The sequence below is a fragment of the Streptomyces sp. Go-475 genome (assembly GCF_003330845.1).
Classification (GTDB): domain Bacteria; phylum Actinomycetota; class Actinomycetes; order Streptomycetales; family Streptomycetaceae; genus Streptomyces.
Genome location: NZ_CP026121.1, coordinates 4,968,470 through 4,982,151, shown reverse-complemented (window position 1 = coordinate 4,982,151; position 13,682 = coordinate 4,968,470). Strand labels below are relative to the sequence as shown.

The 13,682-nt window shown below is 71.3% G+C and carries 13 protein-coding genes; 9 read left to right on the top strand and 4 right to left on the bottom strand.

What is annotated here, in order from left to right:
* The first annotated feature begins 12 nt into the window (after nucleotides 1-12).
* Entirely contained in the window at nucleotides 13-741 is a 729-nt protein-coding gene (locus tag C1703_RS23000) for a MerR family transcriptional regulator (protein WP_114254658.1), read from the top strand.
* An 81-nt stretch (nucleotides 742-822) separates the two neighbouring features.
* On the opposite strand, the gene C1703_RS22995 is transcribed toward C1703_RS23000, so the two are convergent.
* Both C1703_RS22995 and C1703_RS22990 read right to left on the bottom strand, forming a co-directional pair.
* Nucleotides 823-1,281 (bottom strand): MarR family winged helix-turn-helix transcriptional regulator, encoded by a 459-nt coding sequence (locus C1703_RS22995; protein WP_114254657.1) that lies wholly within the window; start codon nucleotides 1,279-1,281, stop codon nucleotides 823-825.
* A gap of 94 nt (nucleotides 1,282-1,375) precedes the next feature.
* The gene (locus tag C1703_RS22990) at nucleotides 1,376-2,014 is read right to left on the bottom strand and encodes a hypothetical protein (RefSeq protein ID WP_198678250.1); all 639 of its coding nucleotides are present in this window, start codon (nucleotides 2,012-2,014) and stop codon (nucleotides 1,376-1,378) included.
* Between the two features lie 321 nt (nucleotides 2,015-2,335).
* Here C1703_RS22990 and hemL point away from each other — a divergent pair, with 321 nt between their 5' ends.
* The 7 genes from hemL to ccsB all read left to right on the top strand — a co-directional run bounded on the left by hemL (nucleotide 2,336) and on the right by ccsB (nucleotide 10,045).
* Entirely contained in the window at nucleotides 2,336-3,652 is a 1,317-nt protein-coding gene (gene hemL / locus C1703_RS22980) for a glutamate-1-semialdehyde 2,1-aminomutase (RefSeq protein ID WP_114254655.1), read from the top strand.
* Nucleotides 3,649-4,338 carry a histidine phosphatase family protein gene (locus tag C1703_RS22975; RefSeq protein ID WP_114254654.1) on the top strand — a complete coding sequence of 230 codons (690 nt, stop codon included), beginning with the start codon at nucleotides 3,649-3,651 and terminating at the stop codon, nucleotides 4,336-4,338. The genes hemL and C1703_RS22975 overlap by 4 nt, the downstream gene beginning before the upstream one ends.
* 118 nt (nucleotides 4,339-4,456) lie before the next feature.
* Nucleotides 4,457-5,752, top strand: coding sequence for a hypothetical protein (locus tag C1703_RS22970; protein ID WP_198678249.1), 1,296 nt, complete (start codon nucleotides 4,457-4,459; stop codon nucleotides 5,750-5,752).
* 66 nt (nucleotides 5,753-5,818) lie between these two features.
* On the top strand, nucleotides 5,819-6,460 hold the full coding sequence (locus C1703_RS22965; RefSeq protein ID WP_114254652.1) for a TlpA disulfide reductase family protein: 642 nt from the start codon (nucleotides 5,819-5,821) through the stop codon (nucleotides 6,458-6,460).
* A 1-nt stretch (nucleotide 6,461) separates the two neighbouring features.
* Nucleotides 6,462-7,235 (top strand): cytochrome c biogenesis protein CcdA, encoded by a 774-nt coding sequence (locus C1703_RS22960; protein WP_114254651.1) that lies wholly within the window; start codon nucleotides 6,462-6,464, stop codon nucleotides 7,233-7,235.
* Between the two features lie 3 nt (nucleotides 7,236-7,238).
* Nucleotides 7,239-8,969, top strand: coding sequence for a cytochrome c biogenesis protein ResB (locus C1703_RS22955; protein WP_114254650.1), 1,731 nt, complete (start codon nucleotides 7,239-7,241; stop codon nucleotides 8,967-8,969).
* Nucleotides 8,966-10,045 carry a c-type cytochrome biogenesis protein CcsB gene (ccsB, locus tag C1703_RS22950; RefSeq protein ID WP_114254649.1) on the top strand — a complete coding sequence of 360 codons (1,080 nt, stop codon included), beginning with the start codon at nucleotides 8,966-8,968 and terminating at the stop codon, nucleotides 10,043-10,045. The genes C1703_RS22955 and ccsB overlap by 4 nt, the downstream gene beginning before the upstream one ends.
* Nucleotides 10,046-10,057: 12 nt before the next feature.
* Here ccsB and C1703_RS22945 read toward each other — a convergent pair whose 3' ends face one another.
* Nucleotides 10,058-11,470: a condensation domain-containing protein gene (locus tag C1703_RS22945; RefSeq protein WP_114254648.1), complete on the bottom strand. Its 1,413-nt coding sequence runs from the start codon at nucleotides 11,468-11,470 to the stop codon at nucleotides 10,058-10,060.
* Nucleotides 11,471-11,761: 291 nt separating this feature from the next.
* On the opposite strand from C1703_RS22945, the gene C1703_RS22940 reads away from it, so the two are divergent.
* Entirely contained in the window at nucleotides 11,762-12,361 is a 600-nt protein-coding gene (locus tag C1703_RS22940) for an antibiotic biosynthesis monooxygenase (protein WP_157993155.1), read from the top strand.
* Nucleotides 12,362-12,400: 39 nt separating this feature from the next.
* Here C1703_RS22940 and C1703_RS22935 read toward each other — a convergent pair whose 3' ends face one another.
* Entirely contained in the window at nucleotides 12,401-13,666 is a 1,266-nt protein-coding gene (locus tag C1703_RS22935; protein ID WP_114254646.1) for an ArgE/DapE family deacylase, read from the bottom strand.
* Nucleotides 13,667-13,682 lie beyond the last annotated feature (16 nt).

Sequence of the window (13,682 nt, the reverse complement as noted above, 5' to 3'; positions counted from 1 at the left end):
ACCTTCAAATCGATGACGAAAGACGACCGCCGTCTGCGCCCTGTCGACCTGGCCCGCCTGGCCGGTGTCTCGACGCAGCAGATCCGCAACTACGAGGAAGCCGGGGTGCTCCCGCCGGCCGCGCGGACGGCGTCCGGCTACCGCGTCTTCGGGGAGGCGCACCGCCGCGCGCTGCTGGCGTACCGGACGATGCTGCGGGGGTACGGCCCGGTGACGGCGACGCGGATCATGCGGACCCTGCACGGCGGGGACACCCCGGCCGCCCTCGCCCTGGTCGACGCCGCGCACGCCGCGCTGCACGAGGAGCGGGTGTCCCTGCGGGCGGCGAGCGAGGCCCTGGAACTCCTGGCGGCGCGGCCCCCCGCCCCGCTCCCCCGCTCCGACGGCGGCCTGCGCATCGGCGAGGTGGCCGCGCTGCTGGGCGTCCGCACGTCCGCGCTACGGGTGTGGGAGGCGGCCGGCCTCCTCACCCCGGCCCGCGAACGCGGCACGGGCTACCGGCTCTACGACCCCACCGACGTCCGCGACGCCCGCCTGGTCCACACCCTGCGCCGCAGCCACTACCTGTTCGACCAGATCAGACCGGTCCTGGAGGGCCTGCGACGGGAGGGCAGCACCGAGGCACTCCGAGCGGCGCTCGCGGCGCGGGGGGAGGCCCTGACGGCGCGTACGCGGGGGATGATCGCGGGGGCGGGGGCGCTGCGTGGCTACCTGGACGCGTGCGAGGGGGACGGGGTGTAGCGGCGAAAGCCCCTGAGCCAGGAACTCAAACCCGGACGCGGCGTCCGAGGGCCGGCTCCGATCCTGATCGAAGGAAGGAACCTACTGGTGCCAGGCACGTCCGCCCGTGTTGTGGATGAATCGCTGGAGCACCTTGAGGGTGGTCACGTACTCCTCGTCGGAGACCCCCGCGTGCCGTTCCGCCCAGAGTTCGTCCTGGAGCGCTGCGGCCTTGTCGTAGAACGCCCTGCCCTCGGCCGTGATGGTGAGGCGCCCCTCGGAATCCTCGGTGATCCAGCCCCGCGTGATGGTGCTGTCGATCTCGGATTCCATGGTGTCCGAGCCGGTGTCGAGGTAGTTCCGAAGGAGGCGGGACACCTCGTCGCGAGTTCTGGCAGTGTCGGCTCGTGCGACCTGGGCAAGGACCCACCACTGAGGCTGGGTGGTGCCGATCCCGGCGAGGGCGGCCCGGGTGCGGTCGACGACGGCCTTGTAGGCGGCCCAACTCCAATACCCGATGGGCTGCTGGATCAGTTCGGCGTCGTTGTGCGAGTACTCCACGGCCGGTGCCTCCGTCTTTTCCGTTGGTTCGACGAGACCGAACGTAGAAGCTCAATTGCACTTGAGGTCAAGGTCGGCCACCCGACAACCGACCTCACGGCCACACAAGGCAGTACGGCTGATGCCCCGCCTCATGCAACCGATGCGAGAAGTCCTGCCACTCGTGCAGCAGTTGGTACACGTTGAACGCGTCCCGCGGACCACCCCGGTCCGGGACCGTCGACCAGATGAAGGCCGCCGCGCCGACCGCCTCCTCACCGATGCCGCGCAGGGGGTCGACGACCGTCATGGGGAGCTTCACGACCGCGTAGTCGGGGTGCAGGACGACCAGTTCCAGGGGCGGGACCTTGTGCAGGGGGACGCCCTCGATGCCCGTGAGGACCATCGCCGCCATGGTCTCCGGCTTGATCTTCGTGAACATGCCGTTCATGCCGAGCTCGTCGCCGCCGAGTTCCTCGGGGCGCATCGAGATCGGGACGCGGGCCGCGGTCGCGCCGTCGGGCGCGCCGAAGTACTTGTACGTCACCCCCACCCGACCACCATTCCTGCTCCCCGCCCGAAGATCGTCCACTCGGCGTTCAGTACGTCCGTCGAGCCGCTCCGGTTCACCGGGCACACCCTGAGCCTGACGTGTTTCCTGCGTGTCCTCCGCTTCGCGCCGGTGCCTTCCCCGCCGGGCACGTCGAGGACCCAGGTCATCAGTCCCCTCGCCCAGTCCGCCACCGCGATGCATATCTCCACCCGACTGCTTTTTCTAGGACGCGTCGCCCCCGCCGCGCAACCCGATCATCGTGTCAGTGACCTCCCCCACGGCCGCCCGCCGAAACGTGCGCTGAAACATCTGTCCGCAGGATCTTCGCAGCCTCTGACCACGCCGGGCCGTTCGAGCTGTGTGTATCAGGTCCCAGTCTCGCAGACGACGGCGGCCCGGGGACCGGTTGTCCCGCCGCCCTTCCTCCCAGCCCCCTTCCGCCCACCCCGCTGGCCTACCCTGAACAGGTCACTGGCACCCGGAGCCCGACAACGTCGGAGAAGGTCGGAGAAGTCGCAGGTCATGAGCGAACTGTCATATCCGTATGAAGCACCGGCCTCGCAGGCTCTGTTCGACCGCGCGGCCGCCGTCACGCCGGGCGGCGTGAACTCGCCGGTCCGGGCCTTCCGGGCCGTCGGCGGCACCCCGCGGTTCATGGTGTCCGGGACCGGCCCGTACCTGACGGACGCCGACGGGCGGGAGTACGTCGACCTGGTGTGCTCCTGGGGCCCGATGATCCTCGGGCACGCGCACCCCGAGGTGATCGCGGCCGTGCAGGACGCCGTCGCGCGCGGTACGTCCTTCGGCACGCCCGGTGAGGGCGAGGTCGCGCTCGCCGAGGAGATGATCGCCCGGGTCGCTCCGCTGGAGCAGGTGCGGCTGGTGTCCAGCGGCACCGAGGCGACCATGTCCGCCATCCGGCTCGCACGTGGCTTCACCCAGCGGACGAAGGTGATCAAGTTCGCGGGCTGCTACCACGGCCACGTCGACTCACTGCTCGCCGCGGCCGGCAGCGGCGTCGCCACCTTCGCCCTGCCCGACACCCCGGGCGTCACCGGCGCCCAGGCCGGCGACACCATCGTCCTGCCCTACAACGACCTCGACGCCGTGCGCGAGGCCTTCCGGGCCCACCCCGGCGAGATCGCCTGCGTGATCACCGAGGCCTCCCCGGGCAACATGGGCGTCGTACCGCCCGGCGAGGGGTTCAACCAGGGCCTGAAGGACCTCTGCTCCGAGAACGGCGCCCTCTACATCTCCGACGAGGTCATGACCGGCTTCCGGACCAGCCGCGCCGGGTGGTTCGGGGTCGACGGTGTCGTGCCCGACCTCATGACCTTCGGCAAGGTCATGGGCGGCGGCTTCCCCGCGGCGGCGTTCGGCGGACGTGCGGACGTCATGGCCCACCTCGCCCCGGCCGGGCCCGTCTACCAGGCCGGCACCCTCTCCGGGAACCCGGTGGCGACCGCGGCCGGGCTCGCGCAGCTGCGGCTGCTCGACGACGCCGCCTACGCCAAGGTCGACGCCGTGTCGAAGGAGATCCAGGGCCTCGTCACCGACGCGCTGACCAAGGAGGGCGTCGCACACCGGCTGCAGACCGCATCCAACATGTTCTCCGTGTTCTTCACCGACCGGCCCGTGCGGACCTACGAGGACGCCAAGGCGCAGGAGTCCTTCCGCTTCACCGCGTTCTTCCACGCGATGCTCGCGAACGGCGTCTACCTGCCGCCGTCCTCCTTCGAGTCCTGGTTCGTGTCCACCGCGCACGACGAGCGGGCCGTGCAGAAGATCGCCGACGCCCTCCCGGCGGCGGCCCGTGCGGCGGCGGAGGCGACGGCATGAGCAAGGAGACGAGCAGCGACATCACCGTCGTCCACGTCATGCGGCACGGCGAGGTCGCCAACCCGGACGGCATCCTCTACGGCCGGCTGCCCGGCTACCACCTCTCCGAGCTCGGCCGCCGCATGGCCGACCGGGTCGCCGAGCACCTGGCCCCGCGCGATGTGACGTACGTCGTGGCCTCGCCGCTGGAGCGGGCGCAGGAGACGGCCGAGCCGATCGCCAAGGCGCACGGGCTGGACCTCGCGACGGACGAGCGGCTGATCGAGGCCGGGAACATCTTCCAGGGCAAGACGTTCGGCGTCGGGGACGGGGCGCTGCGCAAGCCCGGCAACTGGCGGCACCTGGTCAACCCGTTCCGGCCGTCCTGGGGCGAGCCGTACGTCGACCAGGTCGTGCGGATGATGAGCGCGCTGGGCGCGGCGAAGGACAGGGCTCGCGGGCACGAGGCGGTCGTGGTCAGCCACCAGCTGCCCATCTGGATCGTGCGGTCGTACGTCGAGCGGCGGCGGCTGTGGCACGACCCGCGCAAGCGGCAGTGCACGCTCGCCTCGCTGACGACCTTCACCTACCAGGGCGACCGGATCGTCTCCGTCGGCTACACCGAGCCGGCCCGCGATCTCGTCCCGGCGCATCTCCTGGCCGGCGCCAAGCCGGTGAAGGGGAAGGCCAAGGCGTTCGGCGCCTAAGCCCTTTCCGTTCGCTTCTGACGCCTCCGTTACGGAATCTGCAAATTTCGACGGAACCTCCCCGTTCATCACGTCCTCTGACTGGGTGACCAGCACGATGTGATGAATCGGGGATGCCATGCGCGCTCTCACCCGCAGGGGAATGCTCGGAATCGGCGCGGGAGCCGCCGCCGCCGTCTCGCTCACCGGCTGCGGAGGCGGCCTCACGGGCTCGGACGAGTCCGGCCACCCGGACGGTTCCGCCGGCGACAAGGCCCAGGGCGGATCGAAGCCGAAGCCCGCCGCCCGGCCCATCGGCGACGGCTCCACCGCCCACACCGGCAAGCAGCCCCACCAGCCCGCGAAGCCCGAGCCGCTGGAGCCGGGTCAGACCCCGCCGCAGTTCGTCGTGTTCTCCTGGGACGGCGCCGGCGAGGTCGGCAACGGCCTCTTCCCGCGCTTCCTGGACCTCGCCAAGGAGCACGGCGCGAGCATGACGTTCTTCCTGTCCGGGCTGTACCTGCTGCCCGAGTCGAAGAAGCGCCTCTACGACCCGCCGAACAACCCGCGCGGCGCCTCCGACATCGGCTACCTCACCGACGCGCACATCAAGGACACGCTGACGAACGTCCGCCGCGCCTGGCTGGAGGGCCACGAGATCGGCACCCACTTCAACGGCCACTTCTGCGGGGAGGCCTACGGCTCCGTCAAGAACTGGACGCCGCGGCAGTGGCGCAGCGAGATCGACCAGGCGAAGTCCTTCGTGAAGGAGTGGCGCACCAACACCGGCTGGAAGGACCTGCCGCCGCTGCCGTTCGACTACGACAAGGAGCTGGTCGGCGGCCGGACACCCTGCCTGCTCGGCCAGGACAACCTGCTGCCCACCGCCCGCGAGCTCGGCTGGCGCTACGACGCCTCCTCCCCGGGCGGCCGCCAGGTGTGGCCGGTGAAGCGGCAGGGGATATGGGACCTGCCGTTGCAGCAGATACCTTTCCCCGGCCGGGGCTTCGAGGTCCTCTCCATGGACTACAACATGCTGGCGAACCAGTCGCTGAACTCCACCAAGGCGCCCGCGCACAACTACCCGGGCTGGCGGGAGCAGTCGGCGCAGGCGTACATCCAGGGATTCAAGCGGGCATACGAGACAAACCGGGCGCCGTTCTTCATCGGCAACCACTTCGAGCAGTGGAACGGCGGCATCTACATGGACGCCGTCGAGGAGGCCTTCAAGCACATCGCGCGGGAGAAGGAGAAGGGCGCGGATGTGCGTCTCGTCTCCTTCCGGCAGTACGTCGACTGGATGGACGCGCAGCGGCCCGAGGTGCTCGCCAAGCTGCGCACCCTCGACGTCGGGCAGCAGCCGGCGGGCGGCTGGCGGGAGTTCCTGAAGGCCACCCCCACCGGCTCCGGGACGCCCTCCTCAAACGCCGCCTGAAATGCGGTTTTCCGCCCGCAAGGGGGGTGGGCGAGATCCCCAGAACGGACATGCGAAACTTTTCACATGAGTGCCGCCAGCCGCGCCCCCCTGCGCTCGAACCGCACCCGTCGCACCTCCACGGGCCCCCGCCGCGCCACCCTGCTCACCGCCGGTGCCGCGGCGGCGGCGCTGACCCTGACCGCGTGCAGCTCGGGCGGCACGTCCAGCGGGGGCGGTGACACCAACTTCGTCCTGGGCAAGGACGGCATCGCCACCGCGGACAAGGGCGAGCGCGCGGACGCCCCGGACCTGTCCGGCAAGACCATCGACGGCAAGCAGCTCGACGTCGCCGACTACAAGGGCAAGGTCGTCGTCGTCAACGTCTGGGGCTCCTGGTGCCCGCCCTGCCGCGCCGAGGCGCCCGGCTTCGAGAAGGTCTGGAAGGACCTCAAGGGCAAGGGCGTCCAGTTCGTCGGCATCAACACCCGCGACACCAGCACCGGCCCGGCCCTCGCCTTCGAGAAGGCGTACGGGGTGACGTACCCGAGCCTGTACGACCCGACGGGCAAGCTGATGCTCCGCTTCGAGCGCGGCACCCTCAACCCGCAGGCGATCCCCTCCACGCTCGTCTTCGACCGGGAGGGCAGGATCGCCGCCCGCTCGCTCCAGGCGCTGAGCGAGGAGAAGCTCCGCAAGATGATCGCCCCGGTCCTCGCGGAGAAGTGACGTGACCCCGGCAGTCACCACGCTCGCGGCGACGGGCTACAACGGCACGGTGCTCAACGGCGCCCTGCTGGTGGCCCTGCCCATCGCGCTCCTCGGCGGTCTCGTCTCCTTCTTCTCGCCGTGCGTCCTGCCGCTCGTCCCCGGCTACCTGTCGTATGTGACCGGCGTCACCGGCACCGACCTGGCCGAGGCCCGGCGCGGCCGGATGGTCGCGGGCGCCTCCCTGTTCGTGCTCGGCTTCACCGCCGTGTTCGTCTCCTCCGGCGCGCTGTTCGGCTACTTCGGCGACACGCTCCAGGCCAACCGGGGCGTGCTGTCCAAGGTGCTGGGCGGGCTCATGATCCTCATGGGCGTGTTCTTCATGGGGCTGATGCCCTGGATGACGCAGCGCGAGTTCCGCCTCCACAAGCGGCCCGTGACCGGGCTCGTCGGGGCGCCGCTGCTGGGCGCGCTGTTCGGGATCGGCTGGACGCCGTGCATCGGACCCACCCTGTCCTCCGTGCTGATCCTGTCCCAGGACCAGGGCAGCGCGGGCCGCGGCGCCATACTGACCGTCGCGTACTGTCTCGGTCTCGGCGTGCCCTTCGTGCTCGCCGCGGTCGCCTTCCGCAAGGCCCTCGGCGCCTTCAGCTGGGTCAAGCGCCACTACGTCTGGGTGATGCGCATCGGCGGCAGCATGATGATCGTCACCGGTCTGCTGCTGCTGACCGGCGCCTGGGACCGCATCGTGCAGGAGATGCAGACCTGGTCCAACGGCTTCACTGTGGGGATCTGATCGATGAGCAAGACCAGCACCACCGACCCGGCCCCCGCCGGCGGCCCGGAGGAACAGGACCTCGGCGACGCGGGATCGCACCTGTCCACCGCCCCCAAGGAGGACGGACCGGGCCTGCCCTCCCTCGGGGTCGTCGGCTGGGTCCGCTGGTTCTGGCGGCAGCTCACCTCCATGCGGGTCGCGCTGCTGCTGCTCCTGCTGCTGTCGCTCGGCGCGATCCCCGGCTCGCTCATCCCGCAGACCGGCATCGACGCCACCAAGGTCGCCGAGTTCCGCAAGAACAACCCCACCCTCGGCGACATCTACGACAAGCTCGGGATGTTCCACGTCTACAGCTCGGTGTGGTTCTCCGCGATCTACATCCTGCTGTTCGTCTCCCTCATCGGCTGCATCGTGCCCCGCACCTGGCAGTTCGTCGGCCAGCTGCGCGGCCGCCCGCCGGGCGCTCCCAAGCGGCTGACCCGGCTGCCCGCCCACACCACGTGGCGCACGACGGCCGAACCCGAGCAGGTCCGCGAGGCCGCGCTCGCCCTGCTGAAGAAGCGCCGCTTCCGCGCGCACCTCGCCGGTGACGCGGTCGCCGCCGAGAAGGGCTACCTGCGCGAGGTCGGCAACCTCGTCTTCCACCTCGCCCTGATCGTGATGCTGGTCGCCTTCGCCTGGGGCCAGCTGTTCAAGGCCGAGGGCTTCAAGCTGGTCGTCGAGGGCGACGGCTTCTCCAACACCCTCACCCAGTACGACGACTTCAAGTCCGGCAACCTCTTCACCCAGGACGACCTGAACCCCTTCAGCTTCCGCCTGAAGGACTTCGAGGGCACCTACGAGACGAGCGGCCCGAACCGCGGCACCCCGCGCACCTACCAGGCGACGGTCGACTACAGCGTGGGCGCCTACGGCAAGGACGAGCACAAGACCATCAAGGTCAACGAGCCGCTCACCATCGGCGACACCAAGGTCTACCTCGCCAGCCACGGCTACGCCCCGGTCGTCACCGTCCGCGACGGCAAGGGGAACGTCGTCTACCGCGACGCCGTGCCGCTGCTCCCGCTGGACGGCTTCGCGACCTCCTCGGGCGCCATCAAGGTCATGGACGGCTACCGCAACGCCAAGGGCCAGAAGGAACAGCTCGGCTTCCAGGCGTTCTTCGTGCCCACCTACAACGGCGGCCCGATGGTCTCCCAGTTCCCGGCGCTGACGCGCCCGGTCCTCGCGCTGAACGCCTACCACGGCGACCTGGGTGTCGACTCGGGCCTGCCGCAGAGCGTGTACCAGCTCGACAAGACCAACATGAAGGAGTTCAAGGACTCCAAGGGGCAGCTGCTGAAGAAGCTGCTCAGGCCCGGCCAGACGATGCAGCTGCCGAACGGCGCCGGCTCGATCACGTTCGAGAAGGACATCAAGGAGTGGGCGCAGTTCCAGATCACCCAGCAGCCCGCCAGCGGCTGGGCCCTGGGCGGTGCCATCGCCGCGATCTTCGGCCTGGCCGGCTCGCTGTTCATCCAGCGCCGCCGCGTCTGGGTCCGCGCGGTCCGGGGCGCCGACGGCGTCACCGTCGTCGAGATGGCGGGCCTCGGCCGCAGCGAGTCCGCCAAGGTCCCCGAGGAACTGGGCGACCTCGCCGGGATCCTGTACGACCGGGCGCCCGGAGCATCCGACCCCGCAGATTCCCCCGACCCCGACCAGGAGCCGGGCACCGAAACCCCCGTACCTGCCGAAGGGGCTGAGAACAAGTGACTCTCGCCGCCGCCACCAACGAACATCTCGCCAACATCAGCAACACGCTGATCTACTCCGCGATGGCCGTCTACACCCTGGCCTTCTTCGCGTACATCGCGGAGTGGCTCTTCGGCAGCCGCAGCAAGGTCGCCCGGACCGCCGCCGCGCTCACCACCGAGCAGGCGGCGAAGAAGGCGCCCGCCGTCACCGTGAACCAGGCGGGCGGCACCGCCGTGCTGGAGCGGCCGAAGGTCACCGTGCGGGCCGCGGCCGGCCAGCGCGACGTGCCGGACGGGCCCGGCGCCCACGGCGGTGACGAACAGGGCGACCTCTACGGCCGGATCGCCATCTCCCTCACCGTGCTCGCCTTCTTGATCGAGCTGGGCGGCGTCATCGCCCGCGCGGCCTCGGTGGAGCGGGCGCCGTGGGGCAACATGTACGAGTTCAACATCACGTTCTCCACGGTCGCGGTCGGGGTCTACCTCGGCCTGCTGGCGCTGAAGAAGAACGTCCGCTGGCTCGGCCTGTTCCTGACCACCACCGTCCTGCTCGACCTGGGCCTCGCCGTCACGGTCCTGTACACCGCCAGCGACCAGCTCGTCCCGGCGCTGCACTCGTACTGGCTGTACATCCACGTCTCCACGGCGATCTTCTGCGGCGCGGTGTTCTACGTGGGCGCGGTCGGCACGATCCTGTACCTCTTCAAGGACTCCTACGAGAACAAGCTGGCGAGCGGCGGCACGCCCGGCACCTTCGCCACCTCGGTGCTGGAGCGGCTGCCCTCCTCCGCCTCCCTCGACAAGTTCTCCTACCGCGTCAACGCGGCCGTCTTCCCGCTGTGGACGTTCACGATCATCGCGGGCGCCATCTGGGCCGGCGACGCCTGGGGCCGCTACTGGGGCTGGGACCCCAAGGAGACCTGGTCCTTCATCACCTGGGTCGCCTACGCCGGTTACCTGCACGCCCGCGCCACGGCCGGCTGGAAGGGCCGCAAGGCCGCCTACCTGGCCCTGCTCGCCTTCGGCTGCTGGCTGTTCAACTACTACGGCGTGAACATCTTCGTCTCCGGCAAGCACTCGTACGCGGGCGTGTAGGCCCGGGGCGGCTCACCGCCTGGTGTGGGGGGCGCGGTCCGCGACCGACAGGATGATGTCGCGCAGCCGGTCGGCGTACAGCCGCAGGTTCTTGTGGGCGACGTCGGTGTCCGGGTGGCGGGCCGCGAACCACAGCCCCTCGTGCAGCCGGGTCACCCAGGCGCACACCTGGTCGCCGTAGGAGACCCTGATCAGGCCGTAGGCGTTGCGCTCGGTCCAGCTCGTGGAGTCCGGGATGGCCCGGGTGTCGGTGTACGACACGATCGAGTACATGTCCGGGGAGGTCGGCCGGAAGTCGGCGCCCAGCAGCCGCAGCACCCGGGCGAGCGGCATGCGGGCCAGCGGCCGGGCGGTGTGCAGCGCGTTGCGCACGGTCGTCAGCGCGGCCGGGAAGTCGGGCGTGCGGGCCACGGGCACCTCGATCGGCGCGCCGCCGACGTACCAGCCCACGGAGTCCGAGTACGCCGACCTCGCCCGGGTGTGGAAGGGCACCACGGTGCGGTAGACGGACTCGCCGCCGATCTCGTGGACGATCAGCGCGGTCGCCGCCAGCAGCCCGACCTGGGTGCCGCCGCAGGGGCGGCAGTACGCCTCGAACGCGGCGGCGGCGTCCGCGTCCACGAGCATCTCCCGCATCAGCTTCTGGGTGGGCAGCGCACCGCCGGGCTCCAGGCCGAGGTCGACGGGGAAACTCGGCAGCCGCCCGTCGCAGCGCTGGATGAACTCCCGCCAGCGGGCGACGATCTCGTGGTCGGCGTCCATCCGGTCCGCGTCCGCCCGCTCGGCCTCGCAGAAGTCGACGTAGCTGCTGACCGGTGCCTGGTCCGGGGCGCGGCCGGTGCGGTGGGCGGCGTACAGCTCGCGGATCTCGGCCGGCATGCGGTAGATCGAGAACGCGTCGACGTTGCTGTGGTCGAAGGCCAGGTACACGCTGGTGCTGTCGTCCCGGACGACCGCCGTGTAGATGAGGTTGGGCCAGCGCAGGGCGTCCGCCGTGGTGTCGAAGCGGTCCTGGAGGTGCTGGGCGAGGGCCGCGGGGTCGGTGAAGTCGCCGACGTCCTCACGGTGCAGGGACACGGCGTCGGCGTCGAGGGTGAAGCGGCGCAGCTCGTCGCCGGAGCCGCCCGCCCAGCGGAATCCGCTGCGCAGCGTCTCGTGCCGCAGGGTCCAGCCGCGCAGCGCCTCGCCCAGGGCGTCGAGGTCGGCCCGGCCCGGGAGGTCGAAGGCGGCGCCGATCCAGGTCGGCACGAACAGGCCGTCGTCGCGCACGGTCCGCGCGGTCCGCAGGTGCGACTCCTGGATGTAGGCGGGCGGCCGGGAGTCCTCCGGCAGGCCCTTCGCCGTCGCGACGGTCGCCGGACTGAGCGTCCATTCGACGAGTCGTCCAGGCCGGACCTCGCAGCGCTGGATGTCAGTCATTCGCACGGGGCGTCTCCGTTCGCAGATGGGACAGACCCGATCAAGGGAATGCCGAGCCCGCGACCGGCCACACCGGGTGTCGCCACATTTCAGGGGAACGAATGGCATCTCGAACGGCGATACGAGACCGCGCCGTCGCCCGCCGGTTGACGACGTTCGGCATACCAGCAGATCAGCGGGTTTTTGCACCGCCCCCGGGCCCCCGGCGTGAGTAAAGCGGTTGACCGTCCCACGGCGCCCTCGGGCACGATCACGGTTCCACCGCCGTCCCGCGTCCGTACGAGAAGGAGCCCTCCCGTGCCCACCGCCCTCTTCCCGGATCTCACCCGCCCCGGCACGCTGGTCATCGGCACCCGGCACGCCGACGGCCCCGACCGCCAACGGGCGCTCGTGGCAGCCGAGTCGGGAGCACTGGAGACCCCGCCGCCGGGCCTCGCCGCCGTCAGCTGGTTCCTGAGCACGGACGGGGAGACCGTGCTGACGCTCGCCCAGTGGGACGACGACACGGCGGTCCCGCCCGCCGGCCCACCCCGCTACCGCCTCGACCGCAGCCTGGCCGAGGACCACGAGACCCGTGTCCCGGGCTGCCTCATCACCGCTGCCTTCGACGTCGACGGGCCCGAGCGGCAGCGCTTCTTCACGGACGCGGTGATCGCTGCGCAGCCGCGGGACGGCGGCCACCCCGGGGCGATCTCCGCCCGCTTCCTGCACAGCGTCGACGGCAGCCGCGTTCTGCTCTACACCGAGTGGACGAGTGTCGAGGCCCACCAGGAGGCCGCCGAGGCGGGCGACCACGACAAGGGGCACGAGATCTTCTCGGGAACGCCGGGGGTGCGGCTCACGCACGGCGGGCGGTTTCGTCTCCAGCACGCGCTGCGGTGGGGGGCCGCGAGCTGACCGACCGCCTCGGGCGGCGTGGCGTCCGCCGGGTGGTGGTCACTTCGTGCCGACCACCCGCAGCGCCCCGACCACCAGCGCCCGCGTCACCGCCACCACCTCGCGTAGTGACACCCGTTCCCCCGCGCTGTGGGCCACCTGGATGTCCCCCGGCCCGAACTGCAGCGTGGGGATGCCGGCCCCGGCGTACAGCCGCAGGTCGCTGCCGTACGTCGCGCCGCGTTCGCGCAGGGCGGGGCCGCCCGCCGTGTCGGACCAGGCGCCGCGCAGGAGGCCGGGCAGGGGATGGCCGTCGGGCAGGCGGCCGGGGGCGAACCGGCCGCCGGGCCAGGTCACGGCCGGCGGGTGGGCGCGGAGCCAGGGGTCGGCGGCGGCGGCCTCGGCGACGCACTCCTCCAGGGCGCGGCGCGCGTCGTCCGGGTCCTCGTCGAGGCGTACGCCGAGCCGGCCCTCGGCGACGAGCAGGTCCGGGACGCTGCTCGCCCAGTCGCCGGAGCGCACCGTGCCGACGGAGAGCGCGTAGGGGATGGGGTACTCGGCCAGCAGCGGGTCCGGATCGGTGTTGCGTACGGCCTCCAGGCGGGCCAGGGCCTGGTGCAGGGGCAGGTACGCGTCGATCGCGCTCACGCCCCGCTCCCGGGAACTGGCGTGGGCGGCCCGGCCGGGCACGGTGACGCGGAACGTCAGGGCACCGGCGTTGGCGGTGATCAGCGTGCCCGCGGTGGGCTCGGCGATGACGCAGGCGTCGCCGCCGTGGCCCCGCTGGAGGGTGCCGAAGGCGCCGAGGCCGCCGTCCTCCTCGCCGACGACGAAGTGCACGGCGATCCGGCCGCGCAGGCGGATCCCGGCCGCGCGGATCGCGGCCAGCGCGGCGAGGTGCGCGGCTATGCCGGCCTTCATGTCGCAGGCGCCGCGCCCGTGGACGACGTCCCCGGTCACCCGGGGCACGAACGGGTCACCGTCCCAGGCGGCGGGGTCGCCGGGCGGTACGACGTCGACGTGGCCCTGGAGGATCAGGGTGGGCCCGTCGCCGCCGTCGGGGGTGGTGCCGACCAGGCCCCAGGCCTCGTCGCGGGGCGCCTCCGTGCCCGGGAAGTCCGGGTGGGCCCGGAGGGCGGGCAGGTCCATCGACCACAGGTCGGTCTCCAGGCCGAGCCACTCCAGCCGGCCCGCCAGCTGGTGCTGCAGCTCCGACTCGGCGGCGCTGCCGGTCACGCTGGGCACGGCGATCAGCTCCTGAAGGGTCCGGGCCAGGGCCGCCTCGTCGATCTCCGCCAGGGCGGCGGCCTCCTCGTCACTCAGCACGCTGCCGGTCCTCCCC

Excerpts from the sequence above, each read along its gene's own strand:
- C1703_RS22970 (WP_198678249.1), top strand. The coding sequence starts at position 4,457 with ATGCGCGCTCTCACCCGCAGGGGAATGCTCGGAATCGGCGCGGGAGCC.
- hemL (WP_114254655.1), top strand. The coding sequence starts at position 2,336 with ATGAGCGAACTGTCATATCCGTATGAAGCACCGGCCTCGCAGGCTCTG.
- C1703_RS22965 (WP_114254652.1), top strand. The coding sequence starts at position 5,819 with ATGAGTGCCGCCAGCCGCGCCCCCCTGCGCTCGAACCGCACCCGTCGC.
- C1703_RS23000 (WP_114254658.1), top strand. The coding sequence starts at position 13 with ATGACGAAAGACGACCGCCGTCTGCGCCCTGTCGACCTGGCCCGCCTG.
- C1703_RS22955 (WP_114254650.1), top strand. The coding sequence starts at position 7,239 with ATGAGCAAGACCAGCACCACCGACCCGGCCCCCGCCGGCGGCCCGGAG.
- C1703_RS22990 (WP_198678250.1), bottom strand. The coding sequence starts at position 2,014 with ATGCATCGCGGTGGCGGACTGGGCGAGGGGACTGATGACCTGGGTCCT.
- C1703_RS22975 (WP_114254654.1), top strand. The coding sequence starts at position 3,649 with ATGAGCAAGGAGACGAGCAGCGACATCACCGTCGTCCACGTCATGCGG.